This window comes from Ruegeria sp. K7, from assembly GCF_056531785.1.
Genome location: NZ_JBQFMJ010000007.1, coordinates 1 through 17,250, shown reverse-complemented (window position 1 = coordinate 17,250; position 17,250 = coordinate 1). Strand labels below are relative to the sequence as shown.

Here is a 17,250-nt window from a genome sequence, read left to right as displayed (position 1 = left end):
TCACGGCAATGTTACTACCATAGATATACCTGCCTAAATCAAAGGGCGCGGCAGAATGTCGCATCCTGAAGCTGATCTAGAGCGCTGTATTTACGTCTTTTTCCGGCAGGGTTTTCTGCTTTGGGTCCAGCTTAATCATCTGAAAATGAGAGAAAGATGCCTTTTTCGACCGCCTGATGGGCAAGCACCCGGCATGATCTAACGCTCCGTAGCACGACACGCGATGAAGGGGACTTCGAGGCCTTCACTAATAAGTTGCACGGTCAAAGCTGAGGCCCGTTTCGTTTGCCTAGCCAATATGGGTTTCGCCCCTAAGGCGATTTAAACTGGTGATCTAACCAATCCATTCAGATTGTGTTTCTCTGGAATCCAAGAATTGCCAGGTGTCTATGACGTTTGTGTCCGGTCAAGTTGTGCCGGTGTATCGACGTGCCATCCCATGCCCAAATCTGACAGATGCCTTTGAACCCGGCCTGGATAATCTGACACAATTGCGTCCACGCGCAGATCGATCATTCTGCTTATTTCTTCAGGGTCATTGACTGTCCACACAGCAACACAAAGGCCCAGTTCTTTCGCAAGTGACACGTTTTCTGCGGTCACATCCGCAAAATAGGGGCACCAAAGCGCACCCCCGGCCTGTTTGACCAGTTTTGGAATTTCATCCCGACGGCCCCGAAAATCCGGGCAAACAGCTTTCGAGGAATCCTCGCCGACATCGTCGGCATTTTCCGGGAGCTGAGTCAGGTAGGAAGACGGCAGATCAGGCGCCTGACGCTGACATTCTTCCAACAGGTTCCAATCGAAACTGTGCAAAACAGCCCGCGATGCCAAGCCTATGGTACGAAGCTCCTGCAGCACACGTTTTACGAATTTCCGCCGGTAAGATGAATCGTGGGCCAAATCCGGGTCAGATTTCAGTTCCAGCATAAGATTGGCATCACCGTATCTCGGTTCACCAACAAGTTTCAGCAAGTCCGAAAGCGTGGGAACGCGAATGCCGTCCAGTTGGGCCTGATCAGGGAACCGACGACCATAAGCCGATTGCCCGTTCAACCGTCCGACGTCGAATTGCTGGATCTGCTCGACAGTCAGCGAAGAAACCTTTGGCTCTACTCCTACCAAGAAACGGCCACTGGCGTCCCTAAAAGTCGGCGCGTGAAGCCGGTGGTTATGTGTGATGACGGGGACATCGTCAGCCGTAAGAACGACATCAAACTCAAGAAGCGGGACGCCAATGGAAAGTGTGAAGTCAAAACCGATCATGCTGTTTTCAGGCAAAACGCCCCGCGCACCCCGATGACCTACGACCCGGATCAAATCCTTGCCGCCGCGAAATGCTTCGACCTGAGGGAACACCATTAGTTTTCCAGTCTTTTGCCCGTTGCGTGGTCAAACAAATGCATATTCTCTGGTGCAACCGAGAACCGCATATTCGGATGACGACCCTCGATCGGGTGAACACCCGGAAGGCTGATCGTGATCGTGTTGCCAGAACCCGTAAGGTGGCCGTGCAACAGCGTATTTGCTCCAAGCGGTTCCGCCATTTGAATCGCAGCTTCCAGCGGACCGCTTTCATCCAGCAGCAGGTGCTCTGGCCTTATGCCCAGCTTAATGGCGGCATCTGAACCTGCAGACGGGCCAACCGCGATGTCGCCGATTCGGATTGTCCCGTTTTCGCGCCGCGCTTCAAAAATATTCATCGCCGGGCTGCCGATGAATTGCGCCGCGAACAGCGTCTTAGGGGTCTCGTAGACCTCCAGCGGCGTTCCAATTTGCTCGGCGATGCCTCCATTCATTACGATCATTCTGTCCGCCATTGTCATGGCTTCGACCTGGTCATGTGTAACGTAAAGTGAGGTAATACCGAGTTTTTCCTGAAGTTCGCGGATTTCAAGACGCATCTGAACGCGAAGCTTGGCGTCAAGGTTCGAGAGCGGCTCATCAAACAGGAAAACCGCTGGCTCGCGGACGATGGCCCGCCCCATCGCCACCCTCTGACGCTGTCCGCCTGACAACTGTCTGGGCTTACGGTCCAGCAAGGGTTCCAACTGCAGCAGCTTTGCGGCGTCAGTCACTTTTTTATCGATCTGATCTTTGGGCAACCCGGCAATTTTCAGGCCATACCCCATGTTCTGACGCACCGACATATGCGGATAGAGCGCATAATTCTGGAACACCATGGCGATGTCCCGGTCCATAGGCTCTTTGTCGTTGGCCCGTTCATCACCGATCCGGATTTCCCCTGACGTGACAGTTTCCAGCCCCGCCACCATCCGCAACAGCGTGGATTTACCACAGCCAGAGGGGCCGACGATCACAATGAACTCACCATCGGCGATATCGACATCAATACCGTGGATCACATCCGTCGGGCCAAAGCTCTTCTTGACATTCTCTAGGGATACTGTTGCCATTTCTTACTTCTCGCTATCGACAAGGCCGCGGACAAAGAGCTTTTGCATCGACACCACCACGATGACCGGCGGGATCATCGCCAGAATGGACGTCGCCATGATGACTGGCCATTCGGCCACATCATCGCCGGACGGGAACATCTGCTTGATGCCCATCACGATGGTATTCATCTCTGGATCAGTCGTGATCAGCAGCGGCCACAGGTATTGGTTCCAGCCATAGATAAACAGGATCACGAACAGCGCCGCGATGTTGGTCCGGCTCATCGGAACAACGATATCAATGAAGAACCGCATCGGGCGGGCCCCATCTACGCGGGCTGCTTCGGCAAGTTCATCTGGAATCGTCAGAAAGAACTGGCGGAACAGGAAGGTTGCTGTCGCCGAGGCGATCAGGGGGAAGATCAACCCATAGTAGCTGTTGAGCATGCCGAACCCGGCGACAACTTCAAACGTCGGAACAATACGGACTTCGACCGGAAGCATAAGCGTCAGGAAAATCAGCCAAAAGAAAGTCGTCCGTCCGGGAAAGCGGAAATATACAATCGCAAATGCAGAGAGCAGTGAAATCACGATTTTGCCCACTGCGATCCCAATGGCCATCACGAGGCTGTTGAACAGCATCGTCGCAACCGGGACATTCACGCCGGAAAACAGCGCGGCCTTGTAGTTCTCCCAGAACTGATCACCCGGCACCAACGGCATGGGCGGTGACACGATCTCAGGCTGGGTGACAGTAGAGGCGACAAATGCCAGCCAGATCGGGAAGAAGATGATCAAGACGCCAAGGATCATCAAGGCATGAGTCAACCAGATCCCCATACCGCGTTTTTCGACCATTCCGTGTTGCTGGGCTGCCATCAGTAATGCACCCTTTTTTCCACGTATTTGAACTGGATGACGGTCAGCAGGCCAACGACGATCAGCAGAATGACAGATTGTGCTGAAGACGAACCAAGATCCTGTCCGACGAACCCGTCTGAGAAGACTTTGTAGACCAGAATAGTCGTCGACTGCTGTGGTCCGCCGCCAGTGATTGTGTGAATGACACCGAATGTTTCAAAGAAGGCATAAACGACATTCACCACCAGCAGGAAGAACGCCGTCGGCGAAAGCAACGGCAAAACGATCGTGAAGAACCGGCGCCAGAAGCGCGCACCGTCAATTGCTGCAGCCTCGATCACCGACCTTGGGACCGATTGCAGTGCCGCGAAAAAGAACAGGAAGTTATAGCTTATGCGCCCCCAGGCAGAGGCGACGACCACAAGCCCCATAGCCTCGGTGCCATTCAGAACGTGGTTCCAGTCATAACCAAGCTGGCCGAGGTACCACGATACGACACCTACGCGCGTGTTGAACATAAACAGCCACAGTACACCTGCCACCGCAGGCGCGACCGCATAGGGCCAGATCAGCAGCGTCCGATAGACACCCGATCCCTTGATCAGGCGGTCCGCGATGACCGCCAGAAACAAGGCCGGGATCATCGAACACAGCGTGACGAGCGTCGAAAACACTGCTGTTGTCACGAAAGAGGCGCGGTAGAACTTATCGCTCAGCAGGAATTCAAAATTGCCGAGCCCCACGAACTGGGACGACAGCCCAAACGGATCAGGTATGAACAGAGATTGCCAAACGGCCTGACCGGCAGGGTAGAAAAAGAATACAGCGGAAATGATGACCTGAGGGGCGATCAGCGCCAATGGCAACAGCCAGCCGCGAAAGGTGACGCGTTTTTCCATCCTGATGGTCCACCGAAGAAAGAGAATGCGGGCTCTGTAGAGCCCGCATCGGATTGTTGTTTATTGATTGGCGGATTCGAACCGGCGCAGTAGCGCGTCACCGCGTTCTTTTGCGCTATCCATCGCTTCCTGAGCGGACTTTTCACCGGACCAGACGGCCTCAAGCTCTTCGTCGATGATGCCGCGAATCTGGTCGAACGATCCCAGACGCAAACCTTTCGAATTTGCGGTCGGCTCCTTCGCAGTCATCTGGATCACCGCGATGTCGGTCCCCGGGTTTTCATCATAGAAACCCGCAGCGCGGGTGGCTTCGCCAGCTTCAGCCGTGATCGGAAGATAGCCGGTGTTCTGGTGCCAGGCGGCCTGCACGTCGGACGACGACAAGAAGCTCAGGAATTCGCCGACGCCCTTGTATTCTTCAGGGTCATGACCTTCCATCACCCAAAGCGATGCGCCGCCGATAATGGTGTTCTGCGGCTCGCTCGTGACAGCTTCCCAATAGGGCAGCGGGCGCACATCGAAATCGAACTCAGCCTCTGCCTTTATGCCAGCGTAACCGGCCGAGCTTTCCGTGAACAACGCGCATTCGCCAGCCCGGAAGTTTGCCCCACCTTCGTTCCTGCGCCCGGTGTAGATGAACTTGCCATCCTTGGCCCAGTCACCCATTGCCGTCAGGTGTGCGACCTGCGCCGGACCGTTCAGCATCAGCTCGGTATCCAGACCGGCAAAACCGTTGTCCTTCGAGGCGAACGGAACGTCGTGATAAGCCGACAGGTTCTCAAGATGGATCCAGCTTTGCCATGCAGTCACCAGCGGGCAGTCTTCACCACCAGCCTTGAGTTGCTCGAGAACGTCGCCAACTTTTTCCCAGGTGGACAGATCCGTATCCGGGTCGACGCCGGCCGCTTCCATGGCGTCGCGATTGACCCACAGAACCGGCGTGGAAGAGTTGAAGGGCAACGACAGCATGTCACCGTCAGTTGTCGTGTAATATCCTTTGACCGCGCCAATATATGCGTCGGGATCGAAGGAAGCGCCGCTTTCAGCCATAACTTCATAGACAGGTTTGATTGCACCTTCGGCCGACATCATCGTTGCCGTGCCCACTTCAAACACCATCAGGATATGCGGCTGTTCACCGGCACGGAATGCGGCGATCCCCGCATTCAAGGTTTCCGAGTAGTTGCCCTTGTGGCTTTCGACAACGACAAACTCATCCTGGCTGGCGTTGAACTCCTCGACCTGCGCTTTCACAAGTTCACCCAGTCGACCGGTGAAGGCATGCCAGAACTGAACTTCGGTTTGCGACATTGCCGCCACCGGGGACAAGGCAGTTGTTAAGGCAAGAGCGCCTAGCAGATTCTTATTCATGATTCCTCCCATGCATCAGGTTCGATGCTTCGTTGAATACCGACCGCTACGCGTAAACGGCACACATGACGATTTCACGACGTTAGCGTTACAGAAATATAATTCAAGCTTTATCTACTGGATAAAAAAATAACACAATGTTATGCACAAAGGCAGCAGACTAGGATCGGAAATGAGTCAAATTCTGAGAGTCCGGCAAATGGAAGCCCTTATGGCAGTGACCACCAATGGCTCTGTCACAGCGGCCGCAAACGATTTAGGGGTAAGCCAGCCTGCTGTCAGCAGATTGCTGTCGGATCTTGAAAAGTCACTTGGGTTCCAGCTTTTTGATCGCCGGGAAGGTAGATTGGTGCCAACACAGGAGGTTCGTTACCTCTTGCCCAGCGTCGAACGTGTTCTCGAGCTTATGAGGCAAATCTCGGATGTCAGTCAGGACATCACAAAACGCAAAGCAGGGCACATCCGAGTCGCTTGCCTGCCCGGATTTGCCACCAGCCACCTACCCGATGTCGTCTCCAGATTTCTGGAAAATCGGCCTGGTGTCACCCTGACAATCGAACCAGACAGACCAGAACGCATTCTCGAATGGATGATCGGCGAGCAGTATGATTTCGGAATCACAGACAGCTTTAATGGTCACCCGGCGGTCGAAAGCACAAATATCGACGTCCGGACAGTTTGCGTATTCCCGACCGGACATGACCTGGAAAACCTCTCCGAAGTTACGCCTGCGGACCTTGAAGATAGCAAAATCATCCACACGCGACGCGACAGCGACTTTTTCGGTCGGCTTTCGAAAGCGTTTCAAAATGCCAATGTCGAATTGAGTTCCCATATTGAAGTCAGGCAGTTCACGGCGGCCTGCGAGTTGGCCGTCAAAGGCGTTGGCGTATCTGTCGTGAGTGAACTTGACGCCGTCCAATACACATCTCGGGGCTTAAGCTATCGGCCATTCAAACCACTGTTGCCGCACACCCTTTCGCTGGTGCGCCCGATTTTAAAGCAACCGTCACTGGTGACTTTGGAATTCATCGAACAGTTTAGGGAAAGCCTAGACCCGTATAAGGCAGAGAAGGTCAGTCGATGAGCACAGAGGTATGAAAACGAAGTTGGACTGACAGCAAACTCTGCGCTCACCAATTGCCTAAGGTCCGCACTCTATCCTCGTGACCTGATCCTGAACCCCGCGGTTTCCTCCTTACGAAGTTTGTCAACGCAGGCCGCCATCGGCGCCCAACGGCAAACTTGTACCTCTGCCCGCAGCGAAAAACCTTCAGAAAAATGTCATTTTCTGCATTTGCGAAAAAGCCAAAGCGCAATTATAGAAGCATACCGTCATATTGTATTAAGCCGTCTTAGCGCCACCTCAAGGCCAGCGCGAACTTAACATGCCTGAAGCAGTGTTGCCCTCGTCTGACTTACTTTCACCGAACCGAGGTTTGAATGCCGGCGCCTCAAGACTGCGCCCCGTCGTATTGGCCGCGGCAACCACGGTTCTGGGTGTCATACCGCAGCTGCCGGACGTGTTTTGGGTGGGTCTTGCTGTCACGATCATGGGCGGATTGACGGTGGGCACGATGCTCACAATGATCCTCGTCCCGGTTTTGTTCGCCACGCTGAATGGTATCCGACAATCACCGCGGGCCGTTTGACATGGCCTTTCGAACCGCAGTCGGATCAGTTTCTTCCGAGCGAGATAGATATTTGCGAGATTGATTTAGCGTTTGGGAGGATAAGGTGGACAATACCATACTGTATTTCTTGGTGGGAATATTCGTAGTTGGCCTGCTTTCGATGGGATATTTTGCCAAGGGCAGCGGAGCACCTTGGGTAATCGCAATACTGGTCGGCGTATTGCTTGCAATGGTTGCATTCTTTGGAGGCTACTTTGGTGAAGCACCAAAGTGAAACTTGAAGGGATGAGTTTTGCCGAGACATCATGCACGCCGTCTTCGTTTGGATACTGAAGACGTCTATTTTCACTCGGTTGGTGCAATCTTGGTTTGAATGACGAACCGCGTCAGGGGATCAGGTTCTTCATTTTCCAATACTGCCTTAAGTTGGCGATCCAAACGGTTTTCCTGCCAGTCACGCGCCGCAATCGCGATGTTCAATGCCAACGCGCTGTCGTCGGTCAGGGCTCTGGAAAAAACGTCGATGATCGGATCTCTGAGGTTCGGAGACGCCGTGCCAGCGTCAGTCAACGCGCGTACCAGGCTCTGCCTGTCTTGCAATTTCCGTCCTGACTTTTGAAGCGCATTGTCGATGGTTTGCACCGCAACCGATCCGTCCACCTCCAAACCGGCCAGAGCCCAATCGTAAAGGTAACCGCTGCGGCTGCTTACGGCGCGCGGGTAACGTGCCCGTACGATCCCGACCGCCTCCGCATCGTCCTTTTGCAAACCTAAGAGACGAATAGCAATCGGAACAAAGCTTATGCGGTTGATGTTACGAAGCTCCTCCATCAACTGGCTGGTTTGAACCTTTGGGCGTAGGGCTTGAACCGCTGGATACGGCGCGCGATCCAGTTCGATCAACGCCGTGTCACGCAGGACGGGATCCGCAGAGTTTAGATACCCGCCGAAGAACTCAACACGCTCCGCAACGTTTTTGCTGCCGAAAGACCAGTGTTTTGCCGCGTCCTCGAGACTTGCCAGAAACTGTTCCCGGTCCGGGTTCAGAGTGAATATCCTTTTCCAACTGCGCGAGAAACCGCGCCCGGCCGCGTCCTTGTCCACCGCTCCATAGGTAAAGAGAATGCTCTTGTCCGGGTAATTGCGAAATGTTGCCCGGGTGGCGCTGTCGACGAGAAACGGAATCTCAGGCAATCCTGCAAGATCCTCAGATGTGCCTTTGATCAGCTTTTTCGGAGCAAATCTGAATGGGTTGTCCTGTGCAGGTCCGGCCAGAACAATGATTTCGGCCGAAATCAGATGATCAGCAAGTGATGCGTCCGGCAGTGTTATGCACACCGTGCATGCGCTTGTAAGGCGGGGTTGAGATACAGTGGCAATCAATACAGCAACGACCAATAGGGGGATGCCAATGGAACGCGCAAAGCGGTCCTGAAAGGCGCGCGGGCTACTAAAACTGAACATTCAACACACCCTTTCAAATTCGAACGGTAAACGCGACAGACCCTCCTTTGACTGTCTGTTAATTGATCACTTCCAGCCTGCCGTCCGCACCGAACAATATGATGACTGACTTTTGCTCAGAAGGCTTGCGCTAGTATAGTCTGCCACACGCGCAATGAGACAACTCATTGCTGAACATCTTCCTGTCCGGCGGGACTGACCCAGCCCTGCTTTCGCAGTTCATGCAACACGGCTTCGGCGTTTTTGTCGTCTCTATGAATACTTTTCAGCATCGCACCAATTGGTGCGCTTGGCCAGGCGCGCTCAAGCTCTGCCAACTTTGCCTGAGCAGCTTGATCGCGTCCCATCGCTGACAAGGCAGCCGTGACATAAGCCAGCGAAGGTGCGCTCAGCGGATCCCCAAGTTGCTTTGCCTCTTCAAAGCGCTGAACCGTTTTTTCATACTCACCCAGATGAAAGTAGGTCGCGCCTGAAATGTTGCGATTGGCAAACCTTTGGTTGCTGGAATTCATAAGGGAAAGCCGGTCAGCTGTCGCGATTGCTTCCTTAAACTCGCCCGAAAACAAAGCGACAGCCCCAGAAAAGTCGAGGACTGCGCCATCATTCGGGTCAAGTTGTGAAGCGCGCCTGCCGAGCTGTAACGCAGCATCGTAATCGCGATTGGCGAAATAGGCCCAGCTTTTGGCGGACTGGCTCCAGGCTTGGTCTGGCGCAAGGCTAACGGCCTGGTTTGCCAATTTCATGGCTGCATCGGCATATTCCGCTTTTGCGTCTGATGGAGGAGAAATCACTGAAAGCGACGCTAATGCCTGTGCTGCACCCGCGTAGCCACCGAAGTAATCAGGGTCCATCTCAATCACGCCTTCAAACACAGAAAGAACCAGTAACTGGCGCTGCCGGTCGAAGATCGGAAAAATCATTGTCCGTGCTTGTTGCGCCAGATTGAAGGCTTGCAATGCGGCCGGGGATTTTTCGTAAATTGCGGCGCGCTGTAAATACGCGTTCGTGTCCGTCACAGGTGGGTTGCTTAAGTCTGCCGAAGCCGAGTCGTTTCTGTCCGGAACAAGACTGACTGCGATCAATGCGCCAACAACAGCCCCAAAAGCGAACGCGCCGATGGGAAGGCCAATACGTTTGGCGTCAGTCGAAGGTGATGCCGAACTCACTCTGGTGGCCGCTTCGAAACGTGGTCTGTACCCGCCGCTGTCGATATGCAGGCGTACCGGGTCTTCTTTTCCAATGCCCTCGTAATGCAGTTCCAAAAATTGACGAAGCCGTCTGGCGTCCACGCGAACAACGTTTTCCGGATCGGTCCCTTCTGAGGTGTCGCGGCCATAGACGTCTTGCGCTATTGTTTTCCCACGAATTTTTTCGCCTCGTCCGGCGAGTTCTTCGTCAACAATGTAGGTCAAAAAGGCCTGAAGTCTTTCGGACCCATCCATGTGCGCGTCCGCAAGCAATCTGCTTAGGGCGGCACGCTTGTCATTATCCGGGATTTCTTCGGAACGCCTTACCATATTCTTATTCTTGCAATTATCGGAACGTGAGTCACGCCAATAGTCACCGTGAGTCACTTACATTCGTAGTCACTAAGTGTCAGTTTGATAAGCATAACAGCGGGATGATGTGCGCCTTTGCGCTACGCCCGCCTACCTCGCTGCTAAGCGATTGGAGGACGGTATATGGCCTATCATTCGAACTACAGAAGATTGAGTAAGCATTTCGCAATTGGTGTGCTTTTCGGCGCCTGGGCCGTTTCTCCGCAAGCGTTTACGGAAGCACTAATTGGTGTTGTTACACCTTCGGCGGCATATGCGCAGGAAACGGAAGAGGTTTCTCCGACGATGGTGCGTGACCGTCCGCGGGATGTGTACTATCCAAACACCGAAGACCTGGCCGAAGATGAGATGCGGGTCATCGCGTGCGGGACCGGAATGCCCACAACACGGGCCGCGCAGGCTGCCGCGTGTTTCCTTGTGGAATTGGGCAACGGGGACAAGTTCCTGTTCGATATTGGCTCGGGTTCGGCCGAGCGGATTTCGTCTCTGCAGATTCCGTACAATTACCTGAACAAAGTCTTCATCGGGCATCTGCACACCGACCATTTCGGAGCACTGCACGATCTGTTCATAGGCGGAGCGCTGATGGGGCGAAATGTGCCGTTGCGCGTCTGGGGTCCGAGCGGGCCAGCCGAGGAACTTGGCACGGCCTATGCGTTGGATCATATGCAGAAGATGCTGACCTGGGATCTGGCCGGTCGCGCTGGTAACATTGATTTTCGTGGGTATTCGATGGAAGTTAACGAATTCGACTACCAGTTGGAAAACGAGGTTATCTACGACGAGAATGGAGTCCAGATACGCACTTTCCCGGCCATTCACTCGATCGACGGTGCAGTCAGTTACGCGCTCGAATGGAACGGCCTGAAATTCGTATTCAGCTCGGACACCTATCCCAACACATGGTTCAAGGAATACGCAAAGAATGCCGATCTAGCGATCCACGAGTGTTTCATTGCGGTGCCAGAACTCGTCGCCAAGATGAAATTTACGCCCGAGTCGGCTTTGTTAGTCGGGACACAAGTTCACACCGCGCCCGAGGCGTTCGGCAAAGTGATGAGCGATATCCAGCCTCGCATGGCTGTCGCGTACCACTTCTTTAACGACTTCGACACGGCTAATGGCGTGTATGAGAGAATTCGATCCACGTATGACGGCCCCCTGAGCATGGCGGATGATTTCATGGTCTGGAATGTGACTAAAGACGACATCACCGTTCGAATGGCGGCCACTGAAGAACGCACATGGTCGCCGCCGCTTGCCGCTCCAGCGATCGCGCCGGACCCGGCAGACAAAACAGCTTATGCCGAGCAGGTGGGCTTGGCCCCGGAGGTTATGGAATTTTCCGATTTCACAAAGGGTGGTTTTGATGATGTCGACGACGTCTTGAGACCCATTTACGAAGAAGCTTCGGAAGCCTTGGGGCAGGAGTTCCCGTATCCCGGCGACAACTAACAAACTGAATAACCGGCGCGTGCTGAGCAGCACGTGCCGGTTTTTTTGAAAATTGTCAGGGGCGTTGCGATGCGAAGTATCACGAATAAATTGATCTTGACTGTCGGGCTGATCGTAGGTTTTGCGGAAACCGCAAGCGCTCAGTCCCTTGCCAGATCAGAGAATGATGAAGGTGGTTGGCGGCACTCGATCACGCCCTATCTGTTCCTTCCTCTCAGCACCACGGGCACCTCAACCATTGATGGCACAAGCGTCGATCTGGACCTGAGCCTGAGTGAGGTTCTGGATGTGCTGCAAGGGGCCGCTTCGGTGCGCTATGAAGGCTGGAACGGAGATTTCGGGATCATCTCCGAGGTCTACTATGTGAGGCTTGGCGGCGACGGCACCCTGCCCGGCGGAAGCGTGGGTGTCGATGTTGATGTCCGGCAAACCTTCGCCAATGTTCAGGGTGCTTACCGATTTGCGAACGGGGTCAATGCCTCTGGCAGGCGCTACGCGGCAGACGCCGCAATCGGTGTTCAGTGGAACCGGTTAAAGCAAGAGATCGACATTTCCGGCCTTGGCCCGGGCATGACGCTGGGCGGAACCGAAGACTGGTTCGAGCCAATGATCGCGCTTCGCTATGCGGTGGAAATCAACGAAAAATGGAGCTTTGCCAGCCGCGCCGAACTAAGCGGATTTGGTGTGAATGGTGATGACCTGCAATATCTGCTTCTTGCAGGCTTCGACTGGAAAGGTTGGGAGAACACGTCCTTGCGGTTTGGCTATCAATTCTACGGAATTGACTATTCCACAAACCGTTCGGGTGGGGAGTTTGCCTATGACGTGGATCAGAATGGCATTTATGCTGCCGTCGCGTTTCATTTCTAAGTCTGGCGCTGCTTGCACCATTGGGGTCTTTTTGAGCTCGATGATCGCGGGCCTTATGTTCGGCGCATACCAGTCGGTTGCTGATCTTGTTTCACCCTACGGCGGCGAAACCGCGCCAAACTTCGTCGAGCTTTCGGTAGAGCCCGACCATGTGCGGGTCATCCTTGAGATAGATTTGAGTGACTATCCGATATTTGTCGTTCCAGATGACGGCTCGGGGTTGTCTTTGGCCGAGCGGACGGGGCAAAACCTTCAGATTTGGGCGGACGGAGAAGATCTGACCAGCTCAACAAATACGATCGATGTGCGACCCAGGACACCCCGGCAAACAGCAGCCAGCGCGCAATATCGACCGCGACCGCGTAGTGACAACGTCGTCTACGTGGATATGGAATATCCGTTTCATGGCAAGCCCGAACGGATCAGGTTTATCCCTCCGCTAAGTGCTGACGGTATTCCTTTGGCTTCTATTGGCGTGGTGGCCGAACATATGGGCGTTCCGGTTACAGACTATCGCTATCTTTCGCAGCCCGAGACGATGATCCCGGATTGGAGTGACCCGTGGTTCACCACATTTGAAAACCCCAATCTGACCCGTCACCACAAATCCCCGATGATGTCGTTTCTGGCCATGGAACCGCGGGTCGTCCGGCACGAGATCATCTTGCGTTTGAAAGACTTCGAAGGTTGGGCAGATCTGAACCTTGGAAACACAGAACGACTGACGGCGGATCAGGTCGCGGGCATTAAGTCTGAGGTTTCGCAGTTTTTTGCGAACAGAAACCCGATCGCCATCGATGGCAAGCAAGTGAACCCTGATACTGTGCAGGTCTCACGTATCCAGATTGGGGCCGAAGGTTTGCGCGTCCTTCCGGATGAGGCGGAAGCCAACCGAAATACGATGCTGCTGGGCGTTGTGCTGTCCTACCCGGTCATGACATTACCCAATCGTGTTGATGTGGCGTGGGAATTGTTCCCGGACAATCTGGACGTCATACCAATCACCCTCACCGATCCGGCCGGGGCGGTACCATCACAGATTTACGCGTCCGATCCTGTTGTTAGTTGGAATAACCACCTGACGACCTGGGCAGACCCGAAAACGAGCGCTGTAGTTGTCAAAACTGCGAGCCTGACACAGGTGCCGTTGTTTGCCATTGGCCTGGGTCTGCTGGGTATCATTTGTGCTTGGGTTTCGTCTAAACGTACCGGGGGCCAGCGCTTAATTTTGATCAGCCTGACCGGTGCATTCGGGGCCGCCGCAATTGTCGCCTACCCCGTAAAAAGCCCGATGCCCTTCGCGATGACGACGGAACCGGATGAGATCGCCACGCATCAGGTTGTGGAAGGACTGCTGAGCAACATTGGCACTGCGATGCTTGAGACGCAAAGTGACAAGACTGCGGCAGCGCTTGAGCCATTCGTTGAGGCGGGCAATCGCGATGACGTACAAGCCGAGATGAAGCGAGGTTTGTCGGTTACGTTACCATCCGGCGCACTGGCGCGCGTAGAGGAAATTGTTGATTTGAACGTCGAAAGCTTTGCGGTCGGTGATGCAAGGAACCGACACCAGGCGCTCGCCAATTGGACAGCCCGTGTCAGCGGCGGCCATTGGGGGCATTTTCACAGGCAGGCGGTCCTTTATCGCGGAGTGCTCGACGTCTCGCGGCATGGCAACCAATGGATGCTTGATGGGTTGACAATAATCAGTGCAAAGGCAGGGGGTTAACATAGTGAAACCTGTGCGGCTGTTCATTTTTGCGTTGCTGTCAGCCTTGATCTCATTGTGTGCAGAAAGCGCCAAGGCGCATTTCAATCTGAACCAGAATGTCCGTATTCATCATGTTGCCCACTCGGAAGATGGTCTTGATGTCTACGTGCGCTTGCCGATGCCATATCTGGTCGCGGAACTCGTCGGACCGACAGGCGCCGATAGGCTGCCCGCTCCGGCACCTTATACATACAATCAGATCGAAGACGGCGTGCTGATGCATTACGTGGATCAGGCCGCCTTGCGTCGTGACTCAAGCGGTTTGGCCCGTATCGCTGCCGACAGCCTGTTGTTGTCAATCGAAGGTCAGCAACAAAAGGCAAATGTCGTTTCTATCAGGTTGCACCCGCTGGGGCAGGAGCCCGGATTTGCTACGCTGGATGAAGCCCGGGCTGCACTTGCACCCGGCGATGTTTTCCCCACGACCGACGAGACGTATGTGGGTGCCGTGATGGTGGACGTGCATCTGCGCTTCAATACAGGACAAGTGGGAACCTACAGTCTGTCCTATGCCTCTGATCCGGGACTTGAGGGACAGAAAGACACCGCGAACCTGATCCTCGACTACAACAGGCAGGAGGTTCGGACTTACCGTGCCAGGGGCCTGATGCATAACCCGGTCGAGGTATCGGGATCAGCGACCTCAGCGGCTTCGACTTTCTTTGTCGAAGGTATTCGGCACATTCTGGAAGGGCCCGATCACGTGCTATTCGTGCTTTGCATGATCATCGGGGCTCTGAATCTTCATAGCCTGCTGGCGCGCGTCACGGGGTTTACCCTCGGCCATACAGTAACGCTGATCCTTGGCTTTTTTGGTTTCGCACCCAGTGGCGCATGGTTCATCCCAACTGTTGAATTGGCGATTGCGCTTTCCATAATTTACGCTGCCATGATGGCGGTCTGGCCACCGGAAAAGGGACACGGTGACCTGAAGGCCTTTGCAATCACGACAGGGATCGGTTTGTTGCACGGATTTGGGTTTTCCTTCATGCTGCACCAGATCCTGCGCGTCGACGCACCGAACGTTTGGCACAGCTTGCTGGCCTTCAATGTTGGTGTGGAGGCCGGGCAAGTTATGATCGTTCTATTGGTCTGGCCGCTGGTGCTGTTTCTGCGCAAACAGCCGGGGCGGATCTGGGTTGGCTCCCGCGCCGCCGTCGCGGCATGTGCAAGTCTGGTCGCGATGGTTTGGGTGGTCGAACGGGCAGAGGCGTTACTCTGACTCCGGCTCTGTTTGGGCGACTTAAAATATCGAAACGTGGAAAAAAAGCGGCTTTGTAACTTTAGTTCCATTTAGCGAGTTTCGACTAAGTAACAACTTTGTCCGTAACGCGGAGTTTAGCAACTCGTAGGTGCAGTGTAATCCCTGCGCACAAAGCCGTCTTTCGCCGCGCGTCGACAGCTTTAGAGATCCGAAAACTCTGTTCACGTTGACGGCTCGCAATTGATTGCGAGCACGGATCGTGCCAGCTTCGCAGTTGAGATCTCTTACTGCTCGCCAGGAGCCGACGTGGAAAGCACTTCCCCTACAAAAAGCCAGTTGAACGCCGCAGTTTTTGCAGGATGCATGGTTGCCTTTCTTGGCTTCGGGTTCTCCGCGACATTTGGTGTGTTCTTGGCACCTATGTCTTCCGAACTTGGGTGGGGTCGCGAAGTTTTTTCGTTGTCGGTTGCTGTTCAGGCTTTGATGTGGGGGATCGCTCAACCTGTCGCAGGCGCTTTTGCAGATCGCTATGGAACAGCGCGCGTAATTGGTTTCGGAGCTGTTTTCGCTGGGATCGGTTTCCTTTTGAGGGGCCTCGTTACTGATCCGATTCCGTTTATCCTTACGGGTGTCCTTGTCGGGATTGGAACGGGCGCGGCATCCTTTCCGATTGTCATCGGGGCACTGGGAAAAGTCGTAACACCAGAGCGGCGGAGCTTCATTCTTGGTCTGGGCACCGCCGCTGCCTCTCTGGGGATGTTCGTGGCCGCGCCATCAGCCACCGCCATGATTGGCGGGGTCGGATGGCAAACCGCGCTGATTTTGATCGCTTTCAGCTTTGCACTGATCCTGCCATTTCTCGTTTTCATTTCTCGCGTCTCCGTTCCCAGCGCCGCCGGCAGCAGTGCAGGCGATTTTGGAACCGCCATATCAATGGCCTTTTCCGAACGCAGTTATATTTGTCTTTTTTTCGGGTTCTTTGTTTGCGGATTTCACGTGGCTTTTATTCAAACGCACTTGCCAGCCTATGTCGTGGATCTCGGCCTTGCGTCTTGGGTTGGTGCGTGGTCGCTGGCACTTATTGGATTGTTCAATATCGCCGGGTCGTTTCTCTCGGGCTGGTCTGGCCAAGTATATTCAAAGAAGAAGGTCCTCAGCGGTATTTATTTTGCGCGATCCCTGGTCATCACCCTTTTCGTTCTGTTTCCAATTAGCGAGACAAGCGTTCTGGTCTTTTCTGCTCTGATGGGCCTGCTCTGGTTGTCTACAGTTCCGCTGACCATGGGGCTGGTCGCACAAACACAAGGGTTGAAATTTTTGTCAACGTTGGCTGGTCTTGTTTTCCTGAGCCACCAGACCGGCAGCTTCGTGGGGGCGTGGCTCGGTGGCCGCATTTATGACCTCAACCAGGACTACACGCCAATGTGGTGGTCGGCAGTCGCGCTTGGCTTGCTAGCAGGGCTCATTCATCTTCCAATACGGGAAGAACCCGGACCGCTGGCGAGAGTTGAAGCGTCATAGAACACTATCAAACCGTAAGTGGATGACCGTTATTGGATCAAAGCGGGCGGTCAAAAGCCAAAGTATGAAACGAATGCTGGCTAAGCGGAGGCAGCCGTCTTCCGCTGTATCGCCGTGATAGGTTCAGGACAATCAATTGGTGCTAGCCGCAAACCCGCGAGACACGATCTCAGGGAAGCAGGCTGACAATTTATCTGCTTCATTGAACGCGAAACTGAGTACGCAATTCGCACGAACCGAAG

15 protein-coding genes are annotated in these 17,250 nt (G+C 54.3%); 8 read left to right on the top strand and 7 right to left on the bottom strand.

What is annotated here, in order from left to right:
• Nucleotides 1–387: 387 nt before the first annotated feature.
• Genes ACR0FE_RS12800 through ugpB form a run of 5 tightly spaced genes read right to left on the bottom strand, consistent with a single transcriptional unit; the run spans nt 388 to nt 5,530 of the window.
• Nucleotides 388–1,362 (bottom strand): glycerophosphodiester phosphodiesterase family protein, encoded by a 975-nt coding sequence (locus tag ACR0FE_RS12800; protein ID WP_480913038.1) that lies wholly within the window; start codon nt 1,360–1,362, stop codon nt 388–390.
• Nucleotides 1,362–2,417, bottom strand: coding sequence for a sn-glycerol-3-phosphate import ATP-binding protein UgpC (locus tag ACR0FE_RS12795; RefSeq protein ID WP_480913036.1), 1,056 nt, complete (start codon nt 2,415–2,417; stop codon nt 1,362–1,364). The genes ACR0FE_RS12800 and ACR0FE_RS12795 overlap by 1 nt, the downstream gene beginning before the upstream one ends.
• Before the next feature lie 3 nt (nt 2,418–2,420).
• A complete protein-coding gene (gene ugpE, locus ACR0FE_RS12790) occupies nt 2,421–3,257 on the bottom strand; it encodes a sn-glycerol-3-phosphate ABC transporter permease UgpE (protein WP_170427154.1) in 837 nt (278 codons plus the stop codon).
• A 20-nt stretch (nt 3,258–3,277) separates the two neighbouring features.
• Nucleotides 3,278–4,159 carry a sn-glycerol-3-phosphate ABC transporter permease UgpA gene (gene ugpA, locus ACR0FE_RS12785; RefSeq protein WP_170617192.1) on the bottom strand — a complete coding sequence of 294 codons (882 nt, stop codon included), beginning with the start codon at nt 4,157–4,159 and terminating at the stop codon, nt 3,278–3,280.
• 60 nt (nt 4,160–4,219) lie between these two features.
• Nucleotides 4,220–5,530 (bottom strand): sn-glycerol-3-phosphate ABC transporter substrate-binding protein UgpB, encoded by a 1,311-nt coding sequence (gene ugpB / locus ACR0FE_RS12780; RefSeq protein WP_480913033.1) that lies wholly within the window; start codon nt 5,528–5,530, stop codon nt 4,220–4,222.
• Between the two features lie 172 nt (nt 5,531–5,702).
• On the opposite strand from ugpB, the gene ACR0FE_RS12775 reads away from it, so the two are divergent.
• The 3 genes from ACR0FE_RS12775 (at nt 5,703) to ACR0FE_RS12765 (ending at nt 7,438) form a co-directional block, all read left to right on the top strand.
• Nucleotides 5,703–6,617, top strand: coding sequence for a LysR substrate-binding domain-containing protein (locus ACR0FE_RS12775; protein WP_170617196.1), 915 nt, complete (start codon nt 5,703–5,705; stop codon nt 6,615–6,617).
• Nucleotides 6,618–7,005: 388 nt separating this feature from the next.
• Nucleotides 7,006–7,182, top strand: a complete 177-nt coding sequence (locus ACR0FE_RS12770) for a hypothetical protein (protein WP_480913031.1) — start codon at nt 7,006–7,008, stop codon at nt 7,180–7,182.
• 85 nt (nt 7,183–7,267) lie between these two features.
• Nucleotides 7,268–7,438 carry a hypothetical protein gene (locus ACR0FE_RS12765; RefSeq protein ID WP_480913029.1) on the top strand — a complete coding sequence of 57 codons (171 nt, stop codon included), beginning with the start codon at nt 7,268–7,270 and terminating at the stop codon, nt 7,436–7,438.
• A gap of 71 nt (nt 7,439–7,509) precedes the next feature.
• On the opposite strand, the gene ACR0FE_RS12760 is transcribed toward ACR0FE_RS12765, so the two are convergent.
• Together ACR0FE_RS12760 and ACR0FE_RS12755 are read right to left on the bottom strand one after the other, a co-directional pair.
• Entirely contained in the window at nt 7,510–8,628 is a 1,119-nt protein-coding gene (locus ACR0FE_RS12760) for a hypothetical protein (RefSeq protein ID WP_480913027.1), read from the bottom strand.
• Nucleotides 8,629–8,792: 164 nt separating this feature from the next.
• Entirely contained in the window at nt 8,793–10,070 is a 1,278-nt protein-coding gene (locus ACR0FE_RS12755; RefSeq protein ID WP_480913025.1) for a tetratricopeptide repeat protein, read from the bottom strand.
• Nucleotides 10,071–10,337: 267 nt separating this feature from the next.
• On the opposite strand from ACR0FE_RS12755, the gene gntH reads away from it, so the two are divergent.
• From gntH to ACR0FE_RS12730, 5 genes are all read left to right on the top strand, one after another.
• Complete coding sequence (gene gntH, locus ACR0FE_RS12750; RefSeq protein WP_480913023.1) at nt 10,338–11,642, top strand: guanitoxin biosynthesis MBL fold metallo-hydrolase GntH; 1,305 nt, start codon at nt 10,338–10,340, stop codon at nt 11,640–11,642.
• A gap of 69 nt (nt 11,643–11,711) precedes the next feature.
• A complete protein-coding gene (locus tag ACR0FE_RS12745; protein ID WP_480913020.1) occupies nt 11,712–12,512 on the top strand; it encodes a hypothetical protein in 801 nt (266 codons plus the stop codon).
• 40 nt (nt 12,513–12,552) lie between these two features.
• On the top strand, nt 12,553–14,241 hold the full coding sequence (locus tag ACR0FE_RS12740; protein ID WP_480913019.1) for a hypothetical protein: 1,689 nt from the start codon (nt 12,553–12,555) through the stop codon (nt 14,239–14,241).
• A gap of 4 nt (nt 14,242–14,245) precedes the next feature.
• Nucleotides 14,246–15,505, top strand: a complete 1,260-nt coding sequence (locus ACR0FE_RS12735; protein WP_480913017.1) for a HupE/UreJ family protein — start codon at nt 14,246–14,248, stop codon at nt 15,503–15,505.
• 345 nt (nt 15,506–15,850) lie between these two features.
• Nucleotides 15,851–17,008 carry an MFS transporter gene (locus ACR0FE_RS12730; protein WP_480913016.1) on the top strand — a complete coding sequence of 386 codons (1,158 nt, stop codon included), beginning with the start codon at nt 15,851–15,853 and terminating at the stop codon, nt 17,006–17,008.
• The last annotated feature ends 242 nt before the right edge of the window (nt 17,009–17,250 follow it).